The sequence below is a fragment of the Streptomyces sp. NBC_01431 genome (assembly GCF_036231355.1).
Taxonomy (GTDB): Bacteria; Actinomycetota; Actinomycetes; order Streptomycetales; family Streptomycetaceae; genus Streptomyces.
The window spans coordinates 4,976,066-4,998,786 of sequence record NZ_CP109496.1 but is presented as its reverse complement, the minus strand read 5'-3'; the positions used below and the strand labels follow the sequence as shown (position 1 = coordinate 4,998,786).

At 70.9% G+C, this 22,721-nt stretch carries 16 protein-coding genes; 4 read left to right on the top strand and 12 right to left on the bottom strand.

Features of this window, described 5'->3' with window-relative positions:
- Positions 1 to 525: 525 nt before the first annotated feature.
- Positions 526 to 1,533, bottom strand: a complete 1,008-nt coding sequence (locus OG522_RS22970) for a stage II sporulation protein M (RefSeq protein ID WP_329467697.1) — start codon at positions 1,531 to 1,533, stop codon at positions 526 to 528.
- 127 nt (positions 1,534 to 1,660) lie between these two features.
- On the opposite strand from OG522_RS22970, the gene OG522_RS22965 reads away from it, so the two are divergent.
- Positions 1,661 to 2,857, top strand: coding sequence for an RDD family protein (locus OG522_RS22965; RefSeq protein WP_329464884.1), 1,197 nt, complete (start codon positions 1,661 to 1,663; stop codon positions 2,855 to 2,857).
- Between the two features lie 56 nt (positions 2,858 to 2,913).
- Here OG522_RS22965 and OG522_RS22960 read toward each other — a convergent pair whose 3' ends face one another.
- A complete protein-coding gene (locus OG522_RS22960) occupies positions 2,914 to 3,534 on the bottom strand; it encodes a hypothetical protein (protein ID WP_329464883.1) in 621 nt (206 codons plus the stop codon).
- Between the two features lie 1,206 nt (positions 3,535 to 4,740).
- Positions 4,741 to 6,204, bottom strand: coding sequence for an adenosylhomocysteinase (gene ahcY / locus OG522_RS22955; protein ID WP_329464882.1), 1,464 nt, complete (start codon positions 6,202 to 6,204; stop codon positions 4,741 to 4,743).
- A 387-nt stretch (positions 6,205 to 6,591) separates the two neighbouring features.
- Here ahcY and OG522_RS22950 point away from each other — a divergent pair, with 387 nt between their 5' ends.
- Positions 6,592 to 8,772 carry a fructose-specific PTS transporter subunit EIIC gene (locus OG522_RS22950; protein WP_329464881.1) on the top strand — a complete coding sequence of 727 codons (2,181 nt, stop codon included), beginning with the start codon at positions 6,592 to 6,594 and terminating at the stop codon, positions 8,770 to 8,772.
- Between the two features lie 60 nt (positions 8,773 to 8,832).
- Here the strand turns inward: OG522_RS22950 and OG522_RS22945 are convergent, their stop codons facing one another.
- The 6 genes from OG522_RS22945 to OG522_RS22920 all read right to left on the bottom strand — a co-directional run bounded on the left by OG522_RS22945 (position 8,833) and on the right by OG522_RS22920 (position 14,712).
- A complete protein-coding gene (locus tag OG522_RS22945; protein ID WP_329464880.1) occupies positions 8,833 to 9,792 on the bottom strand; it encodes a cation diffusion facilitator family transporter in 960 nt (319 codons plus the stop codon).
- Positions 9,793 to 9,873: 81 nt separating this feature from the next.
- A complete protein-coding gene (manA, locus tag OG522_RS22940) occupies positions 9,874 to 11,040 on the bottom strand; it encodes a mannose-6-phosphate isomerase, class I (protein ID WP_329464879.1) in 1,167 nt (388 codons plus the stop codon).
- 116 nt (positions 11,041 to 11,156) lie between these two features.
- Positions 11,157 to 12,284, bottom strand: a complete 1,128-nt coding sequence (locus OG522_RS22935; protein WP_329464878.1) for an SIS domain-containing protein — start codon at positions 12,282 to 12,284, stop codon at positions 11,157 to 11,159.
- Between the two features lie 59 nt (positions 12,285 to 12,343).
- Positions 12,344 to 12,526, bottom strand: coding sequence for a Trm112 family protein (locus OG522_RS22930; protein WP_329464877.1), 183 nt, complete (start codon positions 12,524 to 12,526; stop codon positions 12,344 to 12,346).
- A 213-nt stretch (positions 12,527 to 12,739) separates the two neighbouring features.
- Complete coding sequence (locus tag OG522_RS22925; RefSeq protein WP_329464876.1) at positions 12,740 to 14,101, bottom strand: phosphomannomutase/phosphoglucomutase; 1,362 nt, start codon at positions 14,099 to 14,101, stop codon at positions 12,740 to 12,742.
- A gap of 191 nt (positions 14,102 to 14,292) precedes the next feature.
- A complete protein-coding gene (locus tag OG522_RS22920; protein ID WP_329464875.1) occupies positions 14,293 to 14,712 on the bottom strand; it encodes a DUF3499 domain-containing protein in 420 nt (139 codons plus the stop codon).
- 274 nt (positions 14,713 to 14,986) lie between these two features.
- Here OG522_RS22920 and OG522_RS22915 point away from each other — a divergent pair, with 274 nt between their 5' ends.
- Positions 14,987 to 15,463 carry a metallopeptidase family protein gene (locus OG522_RS22915; RefSeq protein WP_329467696.1) on the top strand — a complete coding sequence of 159 codons (477 nt, stop codon included), beginning with the start codon at positions 14,987 to 14,989 and terminating at the stop codon, positions 15,461 to 15,463.
- An 18-nt stretch (positions 15,464 to 15,481) separates the two neighbouring features.
- On the opposite strand, the gene OG522_RS22910 is transcribed toward OG522_RS22915, so the two are convergent.
- The 3 genes from OG522_RS22910 to OG522_RS22900 all read right to left on the bottom strand — a co-directional run bounded on the left by OG522_RS22910 (position 15,482) and on the right by OG522_RS22900 (position 21,421).
- Entirely contained in the window at positions 15,482 to 17,047 is a 1,566-nt protein-coding gene (locus OG522_RS22910; protein ID WP_329464874.1) for a DUF5719 family protein, read from the bottom strand.
- The gene (locus tag OG522_RS22905) at positions 17,044 to 20,892 is read right to left on the bottom strand and encodes a glycosyltransferase (protein WP_329464873.1); all 3,849 of its coding nucleotides are present in this window, start codon (positions 20,890 to 20,892) and stop codon (positions 17,044 to 17,046) included. Before OG522_RS22905 ends, OG522_RS22910 begins: the two co-directional genes overlap by 4 nt.
- Positions 20,893 to 21,157: 265 nt before the next feature.
- Entirely contained in the window at positions 21,158 to 21,421 is a 264-nt protein-coding gene (locus OG522_RS22900; RefSeq protein WP_053723761.1) for a WhiB family transcriptional regulator, read from the bottom strand.
- A gap of 712 nt (positions 21,422 to 22,133) precedes the next feature.
- On the opposite strand from OG522_RS22900, the gene OG522_RS22895 reads away from it, so the two are divergent.
- Positions 22,134 to 22,676, top strand: a complete 543-nt coding sequence (locus OG522_RS22895) for a cysteine dioxygenase (protein WP_329464871.1) — start codon at positions 22,134 to 22,136, stop codon at positions 22,674 to 22,676.
- Positions 22,677 to 22,721: the final 45 nt, after the last annotated feature.

Here is a 22,721-nt window from a genome sequence, read left to right as displayed (position 1 = left end):
CTGTGTTGTTGCCTGCCCACCACAAGAGCGGAACAGGACTTTTCAAAGGAACCTCGATCCGCCGAAACGGATACGGGGTTGTCAATCTGGCGTTGACTTTTGGCACGCTGTTGAGTTCTCAAGGAACGGACGCTTCCTTTGTACTCACCCTCTCGGGCTTTCCTCCGGGCGCTTCCCTTCGGTATTTCGTGTTTCCAGCTTAGCAGATCCGATTTCCGTGTCTGCCACCCGCTGGAGCGGGCTACCGATCCGTTAATTCGCTTTCGCGTTTCCCTTTTCGGTGATTCCGACTCTATCAGAAGCATTTCAGCCGACCGAATCGGCTTCATTGACTTCGAGGCTTTGAATCGAAATGGCTCATCGATCGGAAATCGAATTTCTGATCGGAGCGAGATAAAGACTATCCGGTGCTCACGAGCTTGTCCAGTCCGTGGCAACCGTTTGAATCTACCTCCCCGCAGCGACCGTGTCAACGGTTTTTGTGGGCGAAGAGGACACTAGCAGGTCAGAGGGGGCGTGCGCACATCACGCGGCCGCGGGAACCTCGGCGCTGCGGTCGGCTTCCGCCACGTCGCCCGCCTCGCCTGCGCGTGCAGCTCGGCCGCCGAGAACGTACACGTACACAAGGAAGGTCAGCTCGGCGGTGAGGCCGATGGCGATTCGGGCCCAGGTGGGAAGGCCTGAGGGGGTGACGAAGCCTTCGAGTATGCCGGAGACGAACAGGACCACGGCCAGGCCGATGGCCATACCTACAGCTGCGCGTCCCCGTTCGGCGAGTGCTGCTCGGCGGGACCGTGGGCCGGGGTCGATGACCGTCCAGCCTAGGCGCATGCCCGTACCGGCGGCTACGAATACCGCGGTCAGCTCCAGAAGGCCGTGCGGGAGGACCAGTCCGAGGAAGGTGTCGAGGCGGCCGACCGAGGCCATGAGGCCGATGCCGACGCCCAGGTTGAGCATGTTGAGGAAGAGGATCCACAGGACCGGAATGCCGAGGAACGCTCCCAGGACCAGACACATCGCGGTGGCCTGGGCGTTGTTCGTCCAAACCTGGGCCGCGAAGGACGCGGCGGGATGGCTGGAGTAGTACGTCTCGTATTCCCCGCCCGGCCGTGTCATCCGGCGGAGGTCGTCGGGAGCGGCGATCGCGGACTGCACCTCGGGGTGGGTGCTGATCCAGCAACCGATGACCGCGGCCAGGGCTATGGAGACCAGTGCCGCCGGGATCCACCAGTGACGGGAGCGGTACACGGCCGCGGGGAAGCCCGCGGTCAGGAAGCGAGCAGCGTCACGCCAGCTCGCGCGGCGGGTGCCGGTGACGGTGGCGCGTGCCCGAGCCACCAGTTGCGTCAGCCGGGCCGTGAGCAGGGGGTCCGGGGCCGTGGACTGTATCTGCGAAAGGTGGGTGGATGTGCGCTGGTAGAGCGTCACCAACTCGTCCGCCTCGGCGCCCGTAAGGCGGCGACCGCGGTGCAGGAGGTGTTCGAGGCGGTCCCACTCCGCGTGGTGGGCGGTCACGAAGACGTCGAGGTCCATGGTCTGCTGCTGCTCCAGGCACTGGGTGCGTACGGTCCGTACTACTGCGGCGCGCTGCGGGCCAGCTTGGCAGACTGACACGTCTGAGGGGTTTGGAAGGCCGTCGTCTGCGAAGGGTGGGGTATCGGTGAGCGCGCTGGTCACGGGGGATGCCGTCGTACTGGGGCTGCGCGCTGCGCGGTTGCCGAGTCGGGCGCTGGCGCTGGTGATCGATCTGGCCGTGGTGTGGGCCGCGTACATATTGGTCTCGTTGGCGATGTTGTTCGCCACTGCTTCGTTGGACCCCGCTGCCCAGGCGGCCATCGCCGTGGCCTTGTTCGTGCTGGTGCTCGTAGGGGCGCCCATCGCGGTCGAGACGCTGTCACATGGCCGGTCGCTCGGAAAGCTGGCGTGCGGGCTGCGGGTGGTGCGGGACGACGGCGGACCGATCCGGTTCCGGCATGCGCTGGTACGTGGGGCCATGGGGGTCATCGAGATTCTGCTGACGCTCGGCGTGGTGGCTTGTATCGCGTCGCTGGTCTCGGAGCGCGGGCGGCGGATCGGTGATGTGTTCGCGGGGACGCTGGTCGTACGGGAGCGGGTGTCTTCGGGGTGGGCCGCGGCGGTGCCGCCGCCACCGCCGTGGCTGGTGGGCCGATTCGCGGGGCTGGACCTGTCACGGGTGCCGGACGGGCTCTGGCTGGCAGTGCGCCAGTACCTGATGCGGATGGGGCAACTCGATCCGCAGGTGAGCTGGACGATGGCGGTCCGGCTGGCCGAGGACCTGGTGGCCTGTACGGGGGCCCCGGCTCCGGAGGGCGTGCCGCCGGCGGCCTATCTCGCGGGCGTGGTGAGCGAGCGTCAGGCTCGGGATGCTCGGAGGGTGTTCGGAGGGGCGGGGAGCGGGGCCCCGGCGGGGGTTCCGAACTGGGAGCCGGGGCGGGGGCCGGGGCCGATTTTGGTTTCTGGCCCGGGTTCGGTTTCTGGGCAGGGTCCGGTTTCTGGCCACGGCCCGGTTTCTGGCTCGGGCCCGGGGGCGGGGCTGGGATGGGAGACAGGGCCGGTTTCTGGACCGGGGGCAGGCCCGGGTCCGTATCAGGGGGCCTACTCAGGGCCGATGGGCGTTCCCCGCGCTGTTCCGGGCCCGGTTGTTGGCCCGGCTTCTGATCCAGGTTCTGGCGCAGTGTCGGGCGCTGCCCCCACGGACTCCGGTGTGGCAGCGGGGACGGGCTCCGGGTTGGGGCAACCCGCCGCTTCCGATGCCGCTGTGCCCGCGGATTCCCGGGCGCGGGCAGGCCGTGCGGTGCCGCCGGGGCGTTCGACAGGGTTCGCGCCGCCGAGTTAGCAGCACGAACGTACTCGGGAGTGCCCGACGTCGAGCCGGTTTGGTACGGCGCGGGGCTAGGACGCGGGGAAGGCCGAGGGCGGGGATTCCAGGGCTTCCAGCTCGATGCCCGGGGCGGCGAGGACCACGTCGCCGGCGATGTGGACGGTGTACTGCTCCCCGGTGTCCAGCGCGCTGACCTGGTATTCGTCCACGGTCAGGGGGCCGTTGTCAGTGGCGTGCGCTTCACTTCTCATCAGGGCCCAGGACTGGTCGATCGTCCGGGGGGCGAGGACCGGGTCCGTGAACGCGACGAGGCGGACGCGCGTCGTCGGGGACTGGGGGGTGAGGCGGAGCAGACGGGAGGTGGCGACGAGGAATGCCGGGGAGCTGCCGGCGAAGGCGTGGGCGCGGACATTGCCTTCGGTGGCGTGGGTCGCTGAGGGGGAGGTACGGACCCAGGTGACGCCGTCGAGCGCGGCACCCCGTACCTGCCAGCTTGCGGCATGCAGTTCGAGCCGGATGGGGCGGCCGAGCTCGTCGAGTGCGAGGTCTACGGAGCCTGCGTGGTCTCCGGAGGGGGTGGTGAGCTGGGAGACGTAGCGCCAGCCGGAAGGGCCGGGGGCGCAGTGGAAGTGTTCTTCACCGAGAGGGGTGTGGTCGTGGGGATCGTGAAGCGAATATCGGCCGCGGGGCATGGGATCTCGGGGTTCTCGGGAGGCGAGCGCTGACTGGGTGAGCGCAGAACTCGGTGAGTGCTGACTCGGTGGGAGCGGTACTGGGCAAGCCCCCGACACGGGGGTGCGGGGGCTTGCCCGGGACCGACCGACGGGCCTGAGGACCGTTGGCTCTGTCGCATATGGCTCTGGTGCCGATGAGCCTACGCCCGTGGGTTTTGGCGGAGCTGGGCCCTGGGCTTCAGGACTGCGGGGTGGCTGCCGCCGCGTGACGTCGGTTTGAGGGGCTTAGGGCGCTGGAGCGGTGCGGGCGCTGGCGCGGCGTGGCACTCATTCGGTCTGGGGCGTGCACTTCTCGCGCCAAGCACCGCGACCCAGCGTGCCAGCAGCAGGCTCTTGGGGGCATGCACGGCCTCCGCCACAAGGCGCTGGCGGCTCCGGGGGCTCGGGGCACTCGCCAGTTGTCCCGGGGGCGTTGCTCCGCGAAATAGGTGCCCGGGTGCCGCGCTCCGCAGCGGCGTCGACACCGGGGTGCCTGGGCGTTGCCTGGCGTCTGCGCTCCTCGGAACGCAGACGCCAGGCAACCGACCCCGGATGCCCGCGCCCGTCAAGCCCCAGCCGCGACCGCGGCCAACGGCCAACGGCCAACGGCCAACGGCCAACGGCCAACGGCCAACGGCCAACGAGGATGCTGCCCTCAACGCCTGGGCTCTCAAAGCTGAGTGAGGCATCCTGGCGCGCCCGGGACGCGGGGCCCCGGGCTCAAGTACCAGAGCGACCCTGGGCATCCGCGACGCCCAAGCTCAGGCACCGGTCAACCCAGGGCTTCCGCAGTCCCCAGACTCACGCGCCGTCCAGCCCAGCGTCCGCGTAAACAAGGCTCAGGCACCGGTCAACCCTGGGGGCGTCCACGGTCCCGAGATCAGCGGCGCCCGAGCTCAGCTACCCAGCCAACCCGGAGCGACCACGACGCCCAGACTCAGCAGCCTCATGCTCAGGCACCGATCAGACCAAGGCTTCCGCGGACGCCAGGCTCAAGCGCCGTCCAGCCCAGCGTCCACGGGCGCCAAGCTACGGCACCAACCAAGCCAGGGCGTCCGCGACGCCCAGACTCAGCAGCGCCCGAACTCAGGCACCAAGCCATCCCCGAACGTCCGCGACACCCAGATTCAGCGGCGCCCGAGCTCAGGCACCAAGTCAACCCTGGGCGTCCGCGGCCCCCGGGGCTCAGTAGCGGTAGTGGTCCGGCTTGAAGGGGCCTGAGACGTCGACGCCGATGTACGCGGCCTGCTCGGGGCGGAGTTCGGTGAGCTTGACGCCGAGGGCGTCCAGGTGGAGGCGGGCGACCTTCTCGTCGAGGTGCTTGGGCAGCACGTAGACGTCGGTCGGGTACTCCGACGGCTTGGTGAACAGCTCGATCTGGGCCAGCGTCTGGTCCGCGAAGGAGTTCGACATGACGAAGGAGGGGTGACCGGTCGCGTTGCCGAGGTTCAGCAGGCGGCCCTCGGAGAGGACGATCAGCACCTTGCCGTCGGGGAAGGTCCAGGTGTGCACCTGGGGCTTGACCTCGTCCTTGACGATGCCCGGGATCTTGGCCAGGCCGGCCATGTCGATCTCGTTGTCGAAGTGGCCGATGTTCCCGACGATCGCCTGGTGCTTCATCTTGGCCATGTCGGCGGCCATGATGATGTCCTTGTTGCCGGTCGTGGTGACGAAGATGTCCGCCTTGTCGACGACCTCATCCAGGGTCGTGACCTGGTAGCCGTCCATCGCCGCCTGAAGGGCGCAGATCGGGTCGATCTCGGTGATGATCACGCGGGCGCCCTGGCCGCGCAGGGACTCGGCGCAGCCCTTGCCGACGTCGCCGTAGCCGCACACGACCGCGGTCTTGCCGCCGATGAGGACATCGGTGGCGCGGTTGATGCCGTCGATCAGGGAGTGGCGGCAGCCGTACTTGTTGTCGAACTTCGACTTCGTCACGGCGTCGTTCACGTTGATCGCCGGGAACAGCAGGGTGCCGTCACGGTGCATCTCGTACAGGCGGTGGACACCGGTCGTGGTCTCCTCCGTCACGCCACGGATCTCGGAGGAGAGCTGGGTCCACTTCTGGGGGTTCTCGCCCAGCGTGCGGTTCAGGAGCGTGAGGATGTGGGCGTACTCCTCGGAGTCCGCGGTCGAGGGGTCCGGGGCCGCGCGGGCCTTCTCGAACTCGACGCCCTTGTGCACCAGGAGGGTGGCGTCGCCGCCGTCGTCCAGGATCATGTTCGGGCCGCCGGTGGGGGTGTTCGGCCAGGTCAGCGCCTGCTCCGTGCACCACCAGTACTCCTCAAGGGTCTCGCCCTTCCAGGCGAAGACCGGGACGCCGGCGGGGGCGTCGGGGGTGCCGTGCGGGCCGACCGCGATGGCGGCGGCCGCGTGGTCCTGGGTCGAGAAGATGTTGCAGGAGGCCCAGCGGACCTCGGCGCCGAGGGCGACCAGGGTCTCGATCAGCACGGCGGTCTGCACGGTCATGTGCAGGGAACCGGTGACGCGGGCGCCGGCCAGCGGCTGCGTGGCGGCGTACTCCTTGCGGATCGACATCAGACCGGGCATCTCGTGCTCGGCGAGGGTGATCTCCTTGCGGCCGAAGGCGGCGAGGGAGAGGTCGGCGACCTTGAAGTCCTGGCCGGCGCCGGTGGCGTCAGTCGTCATGGCGGGCTGCTCCTCGTGGGTTGGTGGCGAGGGTGGGTACGGCTGGTCCGCGGGCGCGGCGATGGGCATGGGAGTGCCCGAACGCGCTCGCAACGCAGTCCGTCGGAGGCCCTCTCTCCCTCGGCCGGGTCCACACAGGACCGACCGACCGCCATCAGCAGCGACGTCTGGCTCTGGTCACGAATCTACACCGATCGGCCGAGCAGGCCCCAGCCCGCCCGGTCGCGGGTATCGGCCGGAAGCAGGGACCACGATCCAGGCAATTCAGGCCTAACGGACTTCCGATCCGGTTCTCGGCCGATGGTGGACGCATGGGCCGGTCCGGCTCGGGAACGAGCTGACCCTAGGAGAGCTGCGCGATGAGGCGCGAAGCGTTAGGAGACCCCAGTGATCAGTCCGGCCAGCAGTGGGCAGCGGAAGTTGAAGCTGCTCGCGGTGACCGCCTGTCCGACCGGTATCGCCCACACCTATATGGCCGCCGAGAAGCTGGCCCAGGCAGCGACGGAACTCGGCATCGAGATGAAGGTGGAGACGCAGGGGTCCATCGGGGCCGAGAACGTACTGACTGACAACGATGTCAGAGATGCTGACGGGATCATCATCGCGGCCGACAAGGACGTCACGCTGGATCGGTTCGCGGGCAAGAGGGTCCTGAGCGTGCCGGTGGCCGACGGGATTCACCGCCCCGCGCAGCTCATCGAGCAGGTGCAGGACGCTCCCGTACACCGGGGCGGCGGCGCCTCCGGAGGCAGTGCCGGGAGCGGTGGCGGCAAGGAGCGCAGTGCCGCGTACAAGGCGCTGATGAACGGCGTCTCGCACATGATCCCGTTCGTGGTGGTCGGCGGTCTGCTGCTCGCCGTGTCGATCGCGCTGGGTGGTCACAGCACCCCGAAGGGCATCGAGTTCGACAAGGGGACGTTCTGGTTTTACGTCAACACCCTCGGCGGGCTCGGCTTCAAGCTGATGCTGCCGATCTTCTCCGGCTACATAGCCTTCGCCCTGGGTGACCGGCCGGCGCTCGTACCGGGCATGATCGGCGGGTTCCTGGCGTACGACGGCATGGACATCTACGGCGCCGATGCGAACGCCGGCTTCCTCGGGGCGATCGCCACCGGGTTCCTGGCCGGTTATCTGGTGCGGTGGATCCGGAAGGTGAAGGTTCCGAAGTTCGTCCAGCCGATCATGCCGATCATCGTGATCCCGATCGTGTCGACGCTGGCGCTCGGGATGTTCTACGTCTACGTCATCGGCCGGCCCATCTCCTGGGTGTTCACACACCTGACGAGCTGGCTGAACGGCATGACGGGGTCGAGTGCGATCGTGCTGGGCGCGCTCATCGGGGTGATGATCGCTTTCGACATGGGCGGGCCGGTCAACAAGACGGCGTTCCTCGTCGGGGTCGGCTTGATCGGTACGAACAACGCCGTCATGGGCATGGCCGCCGCGGCCATCCCGGTCATGCCGCTCGGCCAGGGTCTGGCCACGCTGCTGCGCCGCAAGCTCTACAGCGAGCAGGAGCGGGAGACCGGTATCGCGGCGCTGTTCATGGGCTTCTTCGGCATCTCCGAAGGTGCGATTCCGTTCGCGGCGGCGCGGCCTGCCCAGGTCATTCCCGCGAACATGCTCGGCGGTGCGGTGGCTGGTGCGGTCGCGGGGATGGCCGGGGTGGAGGACTCGGTTCCGCACGGTGGGCCGATCGTGTCGTTGTTCGGCGCGGTGAGTGGAGCGGCGATGTTCTTCCTGGCCATCGCCATGGGTACCGCTGTCACCGCGCTGACCACGAACGCGCTGATCGACGTCAAGTCGCGGCGGGAACGGGGTCGGCGGGAGGCGCCGGCTGCGCTGGTACCTGAGCCGGTGCCGGTGGGGGTGGACAGCGGTGGTGTTGGCGACGGGGCTAATGGTGGTGCTGGGAGCGCCGGTGACAGTGCTGGTACTGGTGCTGCTGCCGTTGACAGTGCCGGTGCCGGTGCCGCTGCCCGTGCCACCGCTGCTGGCGGTGCCGCCGACAGCGCCGGTGCTGGTGCCGATGCCGATGAAAGTTCCGGCGCCAGCATCGCAACCGCCACGACTGACCGTGCCGGTGCCGGTCCGTCCGGGCAGGCGTTGCCGGAGGTGCTGGCCGGGTATCTCACCGCACGGACCGTCAGGGTCGAGCTCGCCGCACGGGAGAAGCGGGCGGCGATCCGGGAGATGGCCGAGATGCTGGGCGCGACCGGGAACGTACGGGATGTCGATGAGCTCGTACGGGTCGCGCTCGCGCGGGAGGCGCAGGGGACGACCGGGCTCGGCGAGGAGATCGCCATTCCTCATGCCAAGACGGATGCGGTGTCCGCTCCGGTCGTGGGCTTCGCGCGGTCCGCGGAAGGGATCGAGTGGGGGTCCGTGGACGGGACCAGGGCCAGGCTCATCTTCATGATTTCCGTGCCGGAGGCCGCCGCGGGGGACGAGCATCTGCGGATTCTGGCGCTGTTGTCGCAGAAGTTGATGGATACGGCGTTCCGGGGGCGGTTGGCGGGGGCGGCGGACGAGGCGGCGGTTTTGGAGGTGCTGCGGGAGATTCAGTAGGCGGCGGGGCGGGGATCTTCTCCCCGCCCCTTCCCGAGCGCCTCCGGGGTGGGGCTGCGCTCAGCGGCCCCCAGGTGTGGCCATCGGGTCCGGGCCCGCTGCTGCCTCCGCTGCGCTGAAGATGTCGGGCTCCAGGTAGATCACCCTGGCGATCGGAACCGCCTCCCTGATGCGGGACTCCGCGGCGTTGATGGCCGCAGCCACCTCTTCCGCCGTGTCGTCGTGCTGGACGGCGATCTTCGCGGCCACCAGGAGTTCCTCCGGGCCCAGGTGGAGCGTGCGCATGTGGATCACGGAGGTCACCGTGTCGCCGTCCACGATCGCCGCCTTGATCTTCTCCACCTCGTCCGTGCCGGCCGCCTCGCCGAGCAGCAGCGACTTGGTCTCCGCCGCCAGGATGAGAGCGATGAGGATCAGCAGGATGCCGATGCACAGCGTGCCGATGCCGTCCCAGACGCCGTCGCCCGTGGCCAGTGCGATGCCGACGCCCGCGAGGGCGAGCGCCAGGCCGATCAGGGCGCCGAAGTCCTCCAGGAGGACGACGGGGAGCTCGGGGGCCTTCGCGCGGCGGATGAACTCCTGCCAGGAGAGCTCGCCCCGGGTGACGTTCGACTCCTTGATCGCCGTACGGAACGAGAAGCCCTCGGCGATGATCGCGAAGACCAGCACGCCGACCGGCCAGTACCAGGCCTCAATCGGGTGCGGGTGCTTGATCTTCTCGTAGCCCTCGTAGACGGCGAACATGCCACCGACCGAGAACAGCACGATCGAGACCAGGAACGCGTAGACGTAGCGCTCGCGGCCGTAGCCGAAGGGGTGTTGGGGCGTCGCCTCGCGCTTGGCCTTCTTGCCGCCGAGCAGCAGCAGGCCCTGGTTACCGGAGTCGGCGAGCGAGTGGACGCTCTCCGCCAGCATCGACGACGAGCCGCTGAACAGGAACGCCACGAACTTCGCTACCGCGATGGCGACGTTGGCGCTGAGCGCCGCCACGATCGCCCTGGTTCCGCCTGACGCGCTCATGGAGTTGCCATGTTCCCTTCGTCGGTTGCCCTCTGCCGGTGACCGGCCGACGCCGGATCCCCGGCGGCGGACATTGTTACATCAGGCAACCACCGTGGCGCGAAACACCGTTCCCTTACCGGAGAGCTGGGCCGTCTCCTCGGCCGGTACGAAGACGGCTTCGCCGGGCGCCAGTGTCAATCCCCCGAGCGAGGGGCTACCCGTCGTGCAGAGGACGATCTGCGGGGTGGCGGCGGTCAGTTCGGTGGGGGCCGCGCCTTCGGCCCGTACGAAACGGGACAGCCGGAACTCGTCGATCGGGGTCTCGTACAGCTCCTCCTCCGTCGCCGACGCCTCGGGGCGCAGTACGCCGGGGTCGGTCGGCTCGAAGCGTACGACCTGGAGCAGTTCGGGCACGTCGACGTGTTTGGGCGTCAGACCGCAACGAAGGACGTTGTCGGAATTGGCCATGATCTCCACGCCCATTCCGCTGAGGTACGCGTGCGGGACACCGGCGCCGAGGAACAGGGCTTCGCCGGGCTGGAGTTGGACGTAGTTGAGGAGCATCGCCGCGAGGACGCCCGGATCGCCGGGGAAGTGGTGCGCGAGGGAGGCGTACGCGGCGTACTGCGCGCCCCCCAGGTGGTCGCAGGCGGCCGCCGTCTCGGCCACCGTCGTCGCCATCTCCTCGCGGTCGGCGGTCAGTACGGCGGTGAGGACCTCGCGCAGGGCCGCCTCGACGGGATGGGCGCGCAGCAGGTCGACGTACGGCTTGAGCGAGTCGACCTCCAGGGCGGCCATGGTCCGGGCGGCCTCCTCCGGCGTACTGAAGCCGCACAGGCCCTCGAACGGCGTGAGCGCACAGATCAGTTCGGGCTTGTGATTGGCGTCCTTGTAGTTGCGGTGCGGTGCGTCGATGGGGACCCCGGCCCGCTCCTCGGCCTCGTACCCCCGCTTCGCCTGCGCGAGGTCGGGGTGGACCTGGAGGGAGAGCGGGGCGCCGGCCGCGAGGACCTTGAGGAGGAAGGGGAGACGGGGACCGAACCTGGCCACGACCGCACGGCCCAACTCCCGTGCCGGGTCGGCCGCGATCACCTCTGACAACGATGTCGCCCCTGAACCGCGGTCGAGGCGGGAGGGGGCTCCGGGGTGCGCGCCCATCCACATCTCGGCCTGGGGCTCGCCGCTGGGGGCGATACCGAGGAGGCCCGGGATGAGGGTGGTGGAGCCCCAGGCGTAGGGACGGATGGTGTTGGTGAGACGGTCCATGAGTCCTGTGTTCTCTTTCGGCTTCCGGATTCCCTCCAAGGAGGCCTCGGGAGAGGTTTCGGAAGGGTTCGGGAGGAAGGGCGAGCCCCCGACCGACCGCGAGGGCGGGCGGTGCGTCAGCTTGAGGAGATGGTCAGGTACACCGTCGCGAAATCGGTGATGGCGAGGAGCTCGGCGAGGCATTCGAGCTCGTTGCCCTCCTCGGGTTCGAGTTCGCTGATCGGAGCGTCGTGGCTCAGTGCGAGTTCGCGGGCGGCGGGGGCGGCGGAGAGGCCGCCCACGGGGCGGTCGCGCAGCAGGACGACCCGTGCGTGCAGCCGTTCCGGCTCCTCCACGCGGTCGCGGAAGAAGTCGTCGGGGTCGGCGCCGGCCGCGAGGGAGCCCGCGAGCAGCACGCCGTGGGCGGGCAGCGCCTCGGGGAGTTCGGCGGCGAGCGCCGGGTGGCCCGACAGCTCGGCGAGCACTGCGGCGAACCGGCGTCCGACGGCAGCCGCGGCCCCGCCTTCCGTCCAGATCAGCGGCAGCGACTCGGTGAGTTCGGTGGCCAGCGTCTTGGCGGGGTTGCTGTACGTCGCGATCGCCGGCCCGCAGCGTTCGGCGGTGCGGTCCAGGCGGGCGGCCACCTTCTCGATCGTCTCCGGCGGTGCGCTCAGCAGGCCGACGCGGTCCAGGAGCGCGAGCAACGGGGTGAACAGGGACCACAGCGCGCTGGGGCTGGCGGCCGACGTCTCGGCCTCGTCGGGCTCGAAGGGGGCCGACGCCATCGGTACGACCAGGCCGTGCACCCCGTCCACGGCCTCCGCGAGCGGGGAGCGCTGCGGGGCGACCGCGACGACGTTGCAGCCCCGCCGGTACGCCTGCTCGGCGAGGAGGGCGAGGCCGGGCTCGGTACCGTCGGTGGTGGTGATGAGCAGCAGATCGACGGAGCCCGCCCAGCCCGGCAGGCTCCAGCGCAGCGCGCCCGCGGCGGGCGCGACGCCGGTGGATTCCAGGCGGGTGACCGGCGCCGAGGCGCCCGCCAGCGCGGTGATCAGGTCGGCCACTCCGGCCGCCGCGGTACCGGGGCCCGCGATCAGTACGGACCGGGGCCGGCCCTCCGGTTTCAGCTCCGCGATGCCCGCCTCAACGGCGTGCCGGGCCGCGGTGCGGACGCGGGCGCCCGCCTCCGCCGCGCCGCGCAGCAGTCCACGGCGGTCGGCCCTGGCGAGGGCGTCCGGTACGTCGAGCAGCGACTCATCGAGCATGGGGGTGGGCCTCCGGCTCTACTTGGCGGTTTACCGGGCGTGCGCGCGGCGGGTGCCTGTTACGCGGGGCGGCGGGCCTCGTCCACCAGGAGGACCGGGATGCCGTCGCGCACCGGGTAGGCCAGCCCGCAGTCCTTGCCGGTGCAGATCAGCTCGGGCTCTTGTGCCGAGGTCGCGTCGCTGAGCGGGGCGTGGCAGGCCGGGCAGGCGAGGATCTCGAGGAGGCCGGCTTCGAGCGGCATGGGAATCCCTTCGGCATGGCGTCGTTCTGGTCCGCGCACTCGCAGTGCACGGAGGTTGGGCCAGGTCAGCCTACCGCCGGGGTGGGCGCGGTGCGTGCCCGGTGAAGGGAGCGGATTCACGGCCGGGGCGGGGGCGGGGCCCCGGCGCACGGCCTTCACCCGGCGCCGCCGAGAAGCGCCGGAGCCGCCCCCGCGCCCCGGCGCCCTCGTCCGTCAGCCCCGTACGATCGCCAGGACCTCGTCGCGGATCTTCGCCATCGTCTGCTCGTCCCTCGCTTCGACGTTCAGTCGCAGCAGGGGCTCGGTGTTGGAGGCGCGGAGGTTGAACCACCAGTCGGCGGCGGTGACGGTCAGCCCGTCGAGCTCGTCCAGGGCGAGGCCTTCCTGGCTCTCGTAGGCGGCGCGGACCGCGGCCGCGCGGGCCGACTGGTCCTCGACCGTGGAGTTGATCTCGCCCGAGCCCGTGTAGCGGTCGTACTGGGCCACCAGGGCGGAGAGCGTGCCCGCCTGGCCGCCGAGCGCGGCAAGCACGTGGAGCGCGGCCAGCATGCCGGTGTCCGCGTTCCAGAAGTCGGCGAAGTAGTAGTGCGCGGAGTGCTCGCCGCCGAAGATCGCTCCGGTGGCCGCCATCTCCTGCTTGATGAAGGAGTGGCCGACCCGGGTGCGGACGGGCGTGCCGCCGTTCTCGCGGACCACCTCGGGGACTGACCAGGAGGTGATCAGGTTGTGGATCACGGTGCCGCCGGGGTGGCGGGCGAGTTCACGGGCCGCGACCAGGGCGGTGATCGCGGAGGGCGAGACGGGCTCGCCCCGCTCGTCCACGACGAAGCAGCGGTCGGCGTCGCCGTCGAAGGCGAGGCCCAGGTCGGCGCCCTCGGCGAGCACACGGGCCTGGAGGTCCACGATGTTCGCCGGGTCGAGCGGGTTGGCCTCGTGGTTGGGGAAGGTGCCGTCCAGCTCGAAGTACATCGGGACCAGGTCGAGCGGCAGGCCCTCGAACACGGTGGGCACGGTGTGGCCGCCCATGCCGTTGCCCGCGTCGACCACGACCTTCAGGGGGCGGATGGCGGAGAGGTCGACGAGGGACTTGAGATGGGCCGCGTAGTCCGTCAACGTCTCGCGCTCGCTGATCGTGCCCGCGGTCGCCGCCGGGGCGGGGGCGCCCTGCTGCGACCACTGCTCGGCCAGTTCGCGGATCTCGGAGAGGCCGGTGTCCTGGCCGACCGGCGCGGCGCCCGCCCGGCACATCTTGATGCCGTTGTACTGGGCCGGGTTGTGCGAGGCGGTGAACATCGCGCCGGGCAGGTCCAGGGCGCCGGAGGCGTAGTACAGCTGGTCCGTGGAGCACAGGCCGATCAGTGTGACGTCGGCGCCCAGGGCGGCCGCGCCGCGCGCGAAGGCCGCCGAGAGGCCGGGCGAGGAGGGCCGCATGTCGTGGCCGACGACGATCGCGTCCGCCTGCGTCACGCGGACGAAAGCGGCGCCGAACAGCTCGGCAAGGGACTCGTCCCACTGATCCGGCACCACTCCGCGGACGTCGTACGCCTTCACGATCTGCGACAGATCAGCAGCCACGGCCCAACCTTCCCTGATGTCGTCGACGGCGCCCTCCGCGGGACGCCGACCGGTTCCCAAACTACCCGCCGCCACCTGTGCGGCAGCCACAGCTCCGGTGGACTCGGAGACGACCGGCCAACTCGGCCGGAACACGCCGGGGTTGGCCGGGCGAAGGGCTCGGGTCAGGATTCGGGCGAAGGGTGTGGGGGTCAGGATTCGGGCGAGCGCAGCACGCGCAGGTGGCCGCGGCGCCCGACCTCCATCGGGTCGGCCGCCCGCGCTCCGCCCGCTTCGGCGGCGCGCTCCTGGGGCCTGGCCGCTTCTCGTACGGCGTTGGCGAGCGCTTCCAGGTCGTCACCGCTGGGCCGGGCCGGCGCGGAAGCGTCGGTCAGCCGGACGACCTCCCAGCCGCGGGGCGCGGTGAGGCGCTCGCTGTGCTCGGCGCACAGGTCGTAGCAGTGGGGCTCGGCGTAGGTGGCGAGCGGACCGAGAACTGCGGTCGAGTCCGCGTAGACGTACGTCAGTGTCGCGACGGCAGGGCGGCCGCACGCGGTGCGCGAACAGCGACGTACAGGGCTCACGACGTTGGACGGTACCGCACTCTTGACCGGGCCGCGACGACTCTCCACCAGGTCCCTCCCCCGTGTCGCGGTGTGAGCTCGGGCACAGCGGCTTCCTGAGCAACTGCGCTGACCTGCACGGGAACATGGGGACCACGGGCAGTGACCGGCCTTTTGCCGACCGCCACTTGGGAAGATTTCGGTCAAACGATGTGAAATACCCGGCCCCCGGCGGGCCGGTAATCGATCTTTCAGCTGTCCGAAACGGTCATCCGGCGACATGTGCTCCGCGGAGCCGTCGGCGCGATCGTCATCGCGTCCGGAGGGCTACGCTGCGTCAGTGATGGACAGTTCCAGTTCAGCCGAAGGTACTGGCTCCCGTTCGGGGCCGCGGCGCCGCGACCGCCACGGCCGTGGCATGCGCGGACCCGTGGCACCGCCCCAGGTGCCGCTCTCGGCCAGCCGGGCGGAGACCTTCCGCGATCTCGTGCTCGACTCCGTGGAGCGCCTTGAGCGACGCTGGCCGCAGCTGGCCGAGGTCGAGTTCCTGGTCACCGACGTGCCGTTCAGGGAGTCCCCCGGTCCGGGGGACGACGGCGATCTGGCGGCCTGGAGCGACGAGGCGGTGCCGCTGGGCCGCGCGGTCCCGGCCGGCAAGGAGCACCCCGCGCGGATCCTGGTCTACCGCAGGCCGGTCGAGATTCGCACCAAGAACCGGGACGAGCGCGCCCTGCTCGTTCACGAGGTCGTGGTCGAGCAGGTCGCCGAACTCCTGGGCCTGGCACCGGAGTCGGTCGACCCCCGCTACGGGCAGGACTGACGCCGGTCCCGGCGGCTCTTACTTCTCCAGGACCGAGAGGTCCTGGGCCGAACCCGGTACGGCGACCATGCCCTTGTCATCGGTCAGGGTCTGCACCGTGAACATCGGCACGCCGTCCTGCGCGATGGCCAGCGTGCGCGCCGCGTAGACCGGGCCGCCGCTCGGATCGGGCTCCACCGTCAGCGCGTACGAACCCTTCAGACCCGTCGGGACGGGCGGGTCGACGGCGAGGGTCGTCCCGGCCTTCACGGTGTACGACTTGGACTGCGGCTCGCCGCCCTCGGTGCCCGCGGACGAGCTGACCTTCACCGTGGCGTCCTTGGTGCCTGTGGCGGTCAGGACCAGCGTGGAGGCCTTGTCGCGGTTGTCGGTGACCGTCGCGCGGGTGCCGACCTGCCCGGCCGCCGGGATGAAGCCGATCTCCTGCTTGTCGCCGGTCCCCCGGACCACGCGCAGCGCCGCGACAACCGGAGTGCCACCGTCCGAAACAGGGCTGAGCAGAAGGGAACCCGCGTCGCCCCTCATGACGTTCTTCAAATCAAACGACGCCGTCATCCCCGACTTCACGTGGACGGAGTCGAGCCCCACCGGGGTGAAGCTGCCCCCCTTGCCCGACAGCTTCACCTTGAGGTCCGCGTCGTCCGTGCCCTTGGCGTGGACGATCAGGCGTACGTCGGTGGCGTCGCCCGGGATGCCCGGAAGCACCTGGGAGGCGGCCGGGTCCGCCGAGGCGGGCAGCCAGTCCGCGCCCGCCTTCGCGTCGGTGGCCTGGACGACCGCGCCGACCCGGCCCGCCCGGGTGCTGACGTGGACCGTCAGGTCGTCGGCCACCGTGCCGGTCAGAGTGGAGAGGAGAACAGGCACGCTCGATTTCGCGGGGACCGTGATCCCCTCACCGATGTCCGCCTTGATGGCGCCGTCCTTGCCGAACAGCTCGATGTCGGCGACGGCCGCGGTGTCGTCCGGATTGGTCAGATGGACGTAGTCCTGGCGGTCCTTGGCCGTGGACGCCCCGGGGAACCAGAAGTCGGCGTCCGGCGCCGTGCAGTTGGTCCCGAGCAGGGCGCGCCCGACGCCGCCGGTGATCTGAGTGGTCTGCTGGGCTGCCCAGCCCGGCGCGAGCGCCCCGTCGGCGGAGCCGGTGAGGGCGGGCGCGTCGCCGCCGGACGCGGTGGCGGCGGCCGGCTTGCCCGGTTCCTTCAGGGTGACGACCGGCTTGCCGGGCGCGGGCGTGTCGGAGGCGGGCTTGGGCTTGCTGGACGCCTTGCCGTCCTTGCCCTTGGCGGGCGGGGACGACGGGCCGGCCCCACCGCTGTCGGCGGGCGGCGGCGCCGCCGATGTCAGCGTCGCGGTGCCCGGCTTGCCCCCGGCGTCGCCCTTCGGCGTGAACGCGGTGTACGTCGTCTGGGCGAGGTCGGAGTTGCTGGGCGCCGGGCAGAGGAGGCTGGAGCGCTCGACGGGCTGTCGCGCCGCGGACTGCGCGCCGGTCTGCGCCGGGGGGCCCGGCACGGTGAGCGAGGCGAAGCCGGTCAGTGCGGCGAGCGCGACGGCTCCCGCCGCGAGGGAGAGGGTGGTGCGCTTCACTGCTGGCTCCCGTCGGGGCGGTGCGGCTGCTGCTCGGGCTGCTCGGGCGGGTATCCGTAGCCGTACGGGTCGTACTGGCCGTCCGGCGGCAACGGATGTGCCTGCGGCTGCTGGTAGGGGTCGGCCGGATAGTGCCCCTGGCCGTGCCCGGCCGGGTACTGGCCCTCGTGGGCCCCGCCCGCCTGGCCATCGGCGTACTGCCCCTCGGCGAACTGGCCATCGTGCTGCGGGACTTGGGGGTACTGCGCGTCGTACTGGCCGCCGGGATGCGCACCCTGGACGTACTGCCCGTCGGTGAACTGGCCGTCGGAGGGCGGGACTTCGGGGTAGCCGGGGTCCGCGTCCTGGCCGTATTGCCCGTCCGAGTACTGGCCTTCGGGGTACTGGCCCTCGGGGTACTGCGCGGGCTGGTAGCCGGGGTACTGCTGCTGGTACGGGTCGTACGGCTGCGGGTCGTGCTGTGCGTGGTCCGGGTCGGCCGGTGAGGCGGCGTACTGCGGGGCGTCCCACTCCCCGTACGCGGGCTGCTGCGGCACCTCGGCGAGCGGGGTGCCCTGCTCGTCGGCGGGGGTCTCGGCCTCGGCCTGGGCGCGAAGTCTGCGGGCCCGGCGGCCCTCGCCCGCGACCGGCTGCGCGGGGACGGCGGCCGGGGCCGCGGTTTCCGGCTCGGGCAGGTCGTCGTCCATCTCGCGGCGGCGGCCCGGGAGGGCGAGCACGAGCAGGACGACCGCAAGACCCACCTGGGCCCAGATCCACGCGGTGCGGGTGAACGGGGTGTCGTAGGTCAGGTCGAGCTTGCCGGCCCCGGCGGGCAGTTCGAAGCCCTGGGCCCAGCCGTCGACGGTGGTCTTCTTGAGCGACTTGCCGTCGAGGGTGGCGGTCCAGCCGGGGGCGGCCTTGTCGGCGATCCGCAGCACGCGGCCCGCCTCGCCCGCCGGGATCGTGGTGTGGACGTCGACGGGATCGGCGGCGACCGGCAGCGTCCCGCCGCCGTTCGCCGGGACGATCACGGCGCGCGCGACCTGACGGTCCACCCGCCACAGGGCGCTGCCGTCGAGTTGGCTGAGCCGGCTGAGTCCGGGCGTCGCGTCCAGGGTGCGCGCGAACTCGCGGGGCGCGCCGTCGCGGACCAGCACATAGCGCACGGCGAAGCCGCTGAGCTGGCTGGACTGGTCGGCGCCGGAGCCCGCGACGAGGTTCGACACGACCTTGCCGAGCCGGGCGTCGTCGCCGCCGGACGCGGCGAGTTCGGCATCGCCGAGCTGTCCGCCCGAGCCCCGTACCAGCGTGTACGCGACCTTGGCGGGCGAGGTGCCGCCGAGCACCAGGGTGCGGGCCTGGTCGCGGGTGCCGCTCTCCTCGGCGACGAACGCCGGTACCTGCGCCGGGTCGCGGCGCCCCAGCGGGCCGTCGGCGCCGCCGATCATCCAGTGGGCCGCGGAGTACACGGGACCGAGCGCGGCAGCGAGCGCGATCAGCGCGGCGACGGGCTGGCGCCAGCCGAAGCCGTGCCCGGCGACGCGGGTCCGGCCGTGTTCGGCCCCGAGCACGGCGGCGGCTAGCAGCGCGAGCCCGTACACGAGCGTCGCCGGGCCCGCCCAGGCACTGCGGTTGGTCAGGATCGCGAAGAGGAATCCGATGAGCGCGACCGCCCAGGCGGTGCGGATGGCGAACCCGCGGTCGGTGCGCAGCAGCGCCGCGAGCGCCGCCGCGACGAAGCCGATGAGCAGCAGCCCGCCGACCGTCTTGGGGCCGCCGGGACTGGCCCCGAGCAGGTCGAGCGCGCCGGCCGAGCCGTCCCCGTAGGCGAGGCCCGCCTCCTTGAGGAAGCCGGACGGGCCGGTGAGCAGGGAGAGCGACCAGGGCGCGAGCATGAGGAGCGGGGTGCCGACGGCGGCCAGGAAGCGCGGCCCGTACGCGGCGATGTCACCCCGGCGCAGCACGAGCACGCCGATGCCGAGCAGCACCGCGATCGGCCAGACGACCGGGGTGAACGCCATGGCGATGGTCAGAAACAGCGCGTACGCCCAGGTGGCGCGCCAGCTGCCGCGGCCGCCGTCGCCCCGGAACCCGGCGGCGGACACCGCGGCGCGGGCGATCGGCGGCAGCAGGACGGCGAGGACGGCGGTGCCGAGCCGGCCGGCGGCGAGTGCGCCGGTGGCGGCGGGCAGGAAGGCGTAGGCGATGGCCGCCCAGGCGCGCAGCTGGCGGGACCCGACGAGCGGGCGCGAGGCGAAGTACGCGGTGAGTCCGGCCAGCGGGACCGAGCAGACGAGCAGCAGGGTCAGGGCGAAGCCGGTCGAGCCGAAGCAGAGCGCGGACAGCGCGGCGATGATCGCCAGATAGGGCGGTGCGGTCTGGGTGCCGCCGGTGCCGACCGGGTGCCAGGCGTCGGCGTAGCGGCTCCACAGGTCGCCGACGTGGGCGGGGGCCGGCAGCAGGGCGCCGCCCATGAGCGCGCCGCCGCCGAGCAGGTTGCGGCAGGCGACCAGCGAGACGAGCAGCAGCAGCGCGAAGAGGACCGGTGCCGGTTTGCGGGCGATCTTCTTCAGCCGGGCGAACTGCTCGATCTCCAGGAAGTCGGCGTCGTCGCCACCGGGTCCGGACTCGACGACGCCGTGCCGGGAGCCTCCGGAGTCCTCACTGCCGGCCCCCAGGCTGCTCGCGACGGATTCGACGGTGGCGCGGATGGTGGCGCCGGGCGGCGGGAACAGGGGCCGCAGTTCGGCGGCCTCGATGGCGCTCTTGCCGCGGGCGCGCCGCCCGGCGAGGATCCGCCCGGGGCGCAGCAGCGTGCCGAAGAGGCCCATGACCTCGTCCATGGCCTGCCCGGGGACCTTGCCCACCAGATAGGCGACGGTCCGCAGGAGGGTGCCGATCACGATGCGCAGAAGTACGTACGGGAGCAGCGCGGCACGGGAGTTGACGAGCATGGTGTAGACGGCGCCGGCCTTGTCGACCCGGTGCGGGTCGACGGCGGAGCGTCCGGCGCAGTCGACGGCGCGCCGTTCGCGGGCGGCCGCCTCGGCGTGGCGGACCACCGCGTCCGGGGCGATCAGGACGGAGTGTCCGGCGGTGTGCGCGCGCCAGCACAAGTCGACGTCGTCGCGCATCAGGGGCAGTCTGCGGTCGAAGCCGCCGAGTTGGTCCCACACGTCGCGGCGGATCAGCATGCCCGCCGAGGACACCGACAGCACGGGGCGGACCTGGTCGTGCTGGCCCTGGTCCTGTTCGCGCCGGTCGAGGCCGGTCCAGCGGCGCCCGCTGTGGGCGATGGAGACACCGACTTCGAGTAGTTGCTTGCGGTCGTACCAGCCGCGCAGCTTGGGTCCGACGATCGCGGCGTGCTCGTCGGCGTCGGCGACGCGCAGCAGTTCGGCGAGCGCGTCGGGCGCGGGCGCGCAGTCGTCGTGGAGCAGCCAGAGCCACTGCACGGGCTCGCCGTGCGGGAGTTCGGGCAGGTCGTAGCTGTCGTCGCGCCAGCTGCGCGAGACCGGGTCCCAGCCGCTGGGGCGCTTCAGATAGGGCAGTTCCTCGGGGCCGAGCACCGGTGCGGTGCGGGCGGCCTCCTCGACGGCGGCGCCGAAACCGGTGCGGCGGGCGAGGTGCAGGACGCGTTCGGCGCCGAGGGCCTCGGTGACCAGGCGGGCGGAGTCGTCGGCGCTGCCGGTGTCGGCGGCGTACGCGTTCTGCACGGGGCGTTCCTGGCCGAGGAGTCCGGCCAGGACGTCGGGGAGCCAGCGTGCGCCGTCGTGCGAGACGAGGACGGCGGTGACGACGTGTCGGGGGAATTCGGGAGTCGCGGCCGCCTCGTACGGGGCCGTCGACTGGCTGTGCACGGACATCGAGGTACGGGCCCCTCCGCCCCGGAAGGCTGCTGTGCTGACTGCGGTCGGCGCGGCCGGCGGTGCGAGACGGGCTCTGACGTGACCGGAGTGCCGTGGACAGCGCCCCACCCTAACGGCTGCCGCACAAACGGTCCGCCGCCTGCGGACTGGGCACAGGGGACGGACCGTTGGTTGTGTACGGAGTTGGGCGGTTTGGGCACCCGAGCGAGCCGCCGCGGGTCGGACGGCGGCCTTCCTCGGGTGGCGACCTTTCGCCGGACCTTCAGACGGCGGCCTTCTTCAGACGTCGGCGCTCCCGCTCGGACAAGCCGCCCCAGATACCGAACCGCTCGTCGTTGGCGAGGGCGTACTCAAGGCATTCGGAGCGGACTTCACAGGCGAGGCAGACCTTCTTGGCCTCCCTGGTGGAGCCGCCCTTCTCGGGGAAGAAGGATTCGGGGTCGGTCTGGGCGCAGAGTGCCCGTTCCTGCCAGCCGAGCTCCTCTTCGGCCTCGTCGACCAGCAGTTCCTGAAACAGCTCGGTCATATGCGCCCCTCGTCTGTCTTTTACTGCCCCGTGATGTTGCCGTCACCGAATCCGGGCGAACGACACGAGTGAAATTACAAGTGTGTGGATCCGGGCGAGTCAAGCCGAGATCTGCTATTGGGCCCCGTATTCACCCTGCGGAACCAAGGCTATGCGGAAAGTGTGCAAATCGGCAAAAACGTCACACACATCATCGGCCCGCGCCGACACCTTCCGCCGACTCCCACTCGGCTCCCGCTCGACTGCGACTACAGAGGAGGACGAGGCGAGTGTTGATCTTGTTGCGCCCCTACCCGGAAAGCGGTCGGGATCACATTCGGATCACGAGAAGGCGACGGCGTTTGAATGGCCTGTTGTTGCGCCACATCTCCCGCCCCGCGACTGCACAAACCTTTCTCCCACCCCAGTAACCGGATGAGGTGAAACAATGCCGCCAAATCGGGCATTGGGTTGACAACGACACCGCCGACCCGTTCTCCTGGACTGCATGTCAGCGACCACAGTGCACCGAGCGACCCACATCCGTGGGTTCCGCAGCGCTGTCCAGGCCCGCTGTTGCTGTTCCAGCTGTTGATCCCGCACCTCTTCCCCGTGCGATCCAGCTTCTCCCCCCGCCTCCCCTGAGACGCCCACGCGCCAGCGGCGGCCGCCGTCTCCACCGAGACACCTCATCTGCGACACCCCAGCACTTCTGCCGAGGAACCCCCGCACCATGAACAGCAGCCACAGCGACCTCCAGATCGCCGGCGACATCCTTGAGGTCCAGCACCTCCTGCAGCCCGCCCGCCCGCACCCCGTGACGGTCGCCGAGTTCGCGGGCCTCGCCCGCTCCATCGCCGCCGACCGCTCCCAGTGGGCCCACCTCGTCCAGTACGACGCGACCTCGCGCTGGTACCACCGGCTGCGCACGGTTCCCCAAGCTCTCGGCTCCACTCGAGCAGGGGAGGCCCCAATCGGCTACGAGGTCTGGCTGCTGTCCTGGGTGCCCGGCCAGGGCAGCGGCGCCCACGACCACGGCGCCTCCTCGGGCGTGCTGACCGTCCTGGACGGCGAGTTGACCGAGCGCACCGAGCGCGGCGCAGGCACCCTGACCTCCGGGTCCCAACGGGTCTTCGCGCCGGGCTACGTCCACGAGGTCGTCAACGACTCCCTGGAGCCGGCCGTCAGCCTGCACGTCTACTACCCGGGCCTGACCGACATGCCGATGCACCCCAGCCAGTCCGCCCCGGCGGCCCAGGATGTCGTACCCGCCTGACACCCCACCCGTCGCCCGACCACCGCCCCCCAGCGGACAGGCTCC

Bases quoted from the DNA above. Each gene is read 5' to 3' on its own strand.
- OG522_RS22900 (WP_053723761.1), bottom strand. From the start codon at position 21,421: ATGACCGAGCTGTTTCAGGAACTGCTGGTCGACGAGGCCGAAGAGGAG.
- ahcY (WP_329464882.1), bottom strand. From the start codon at position 6,204: ATGACGACTGACGCCACCGGCGCCGGCCAGGACTTCAAGGTCGCCGAC.
- manA (WP_329464879.1), bottom strand. From the start codon at position 11,040: ATGGACCGTCTCACCAACACCATCCGTCCCTACGCCTGGGGCTCCACC.
- OG522_RS22915 (WP_329467696.1), top strand. From the start codon at position 14,987: ATGGACAGTTCCAGTTCAGCCGAAGGTACTGGCTCCCGTTCGGGGCCG.
- OG522_RS22895 (WP_329464871.1), top strand. From the start codon at position 22,134: ATGAACAGCAGCCACAGCGACCTCCAGATCGCCGGCGACATCCTTGAG.
- OG522_RS22905 (WP_329464873.1), bottom strand. From the start codon at position 20,892: ATGTCCGTGCACAGCCAGTCGACGGCCCCGTACGAGGCGGCCGCGACT.
- OG522_RS22930 (WP_329464877.1), bottom strand. From the start codon at position 12,526: ATGCCGCTCGAAGCCGGCCTCCTCGAGATCCTCGCCTGCCCGGCCTGC.
- OG522_RS22970 (WP_329467697.1), bottom strand. From the start codon at position 1,533: ATGGACCTCGACGTCTTCGTGACCGCCCACCACGCGGAGTGGGACCGC.
- OG522_RS22960 (WP_329464883.1), bottom strand. From the start codon at position 3,534: ATGCCCCGCGGCCGATATTCGCTTCACGATCCCCACGACCACACCCCT.
- OG522_RS22945 (WP_329464880.1), bottom strand. From the start codon at position 9,792: ATGAGCGCGTCAGGCGGAACCAGGGCGATCGTGGCGGCGCTCAGCGCC.
- OG522_RS22935 (WP_329464878.1), bottom strand. From the start codon at position 12,284: ATGCTCGATGAGTCGCTGCTCGACGTACCGGACGCCCTCGCCAGGGCC.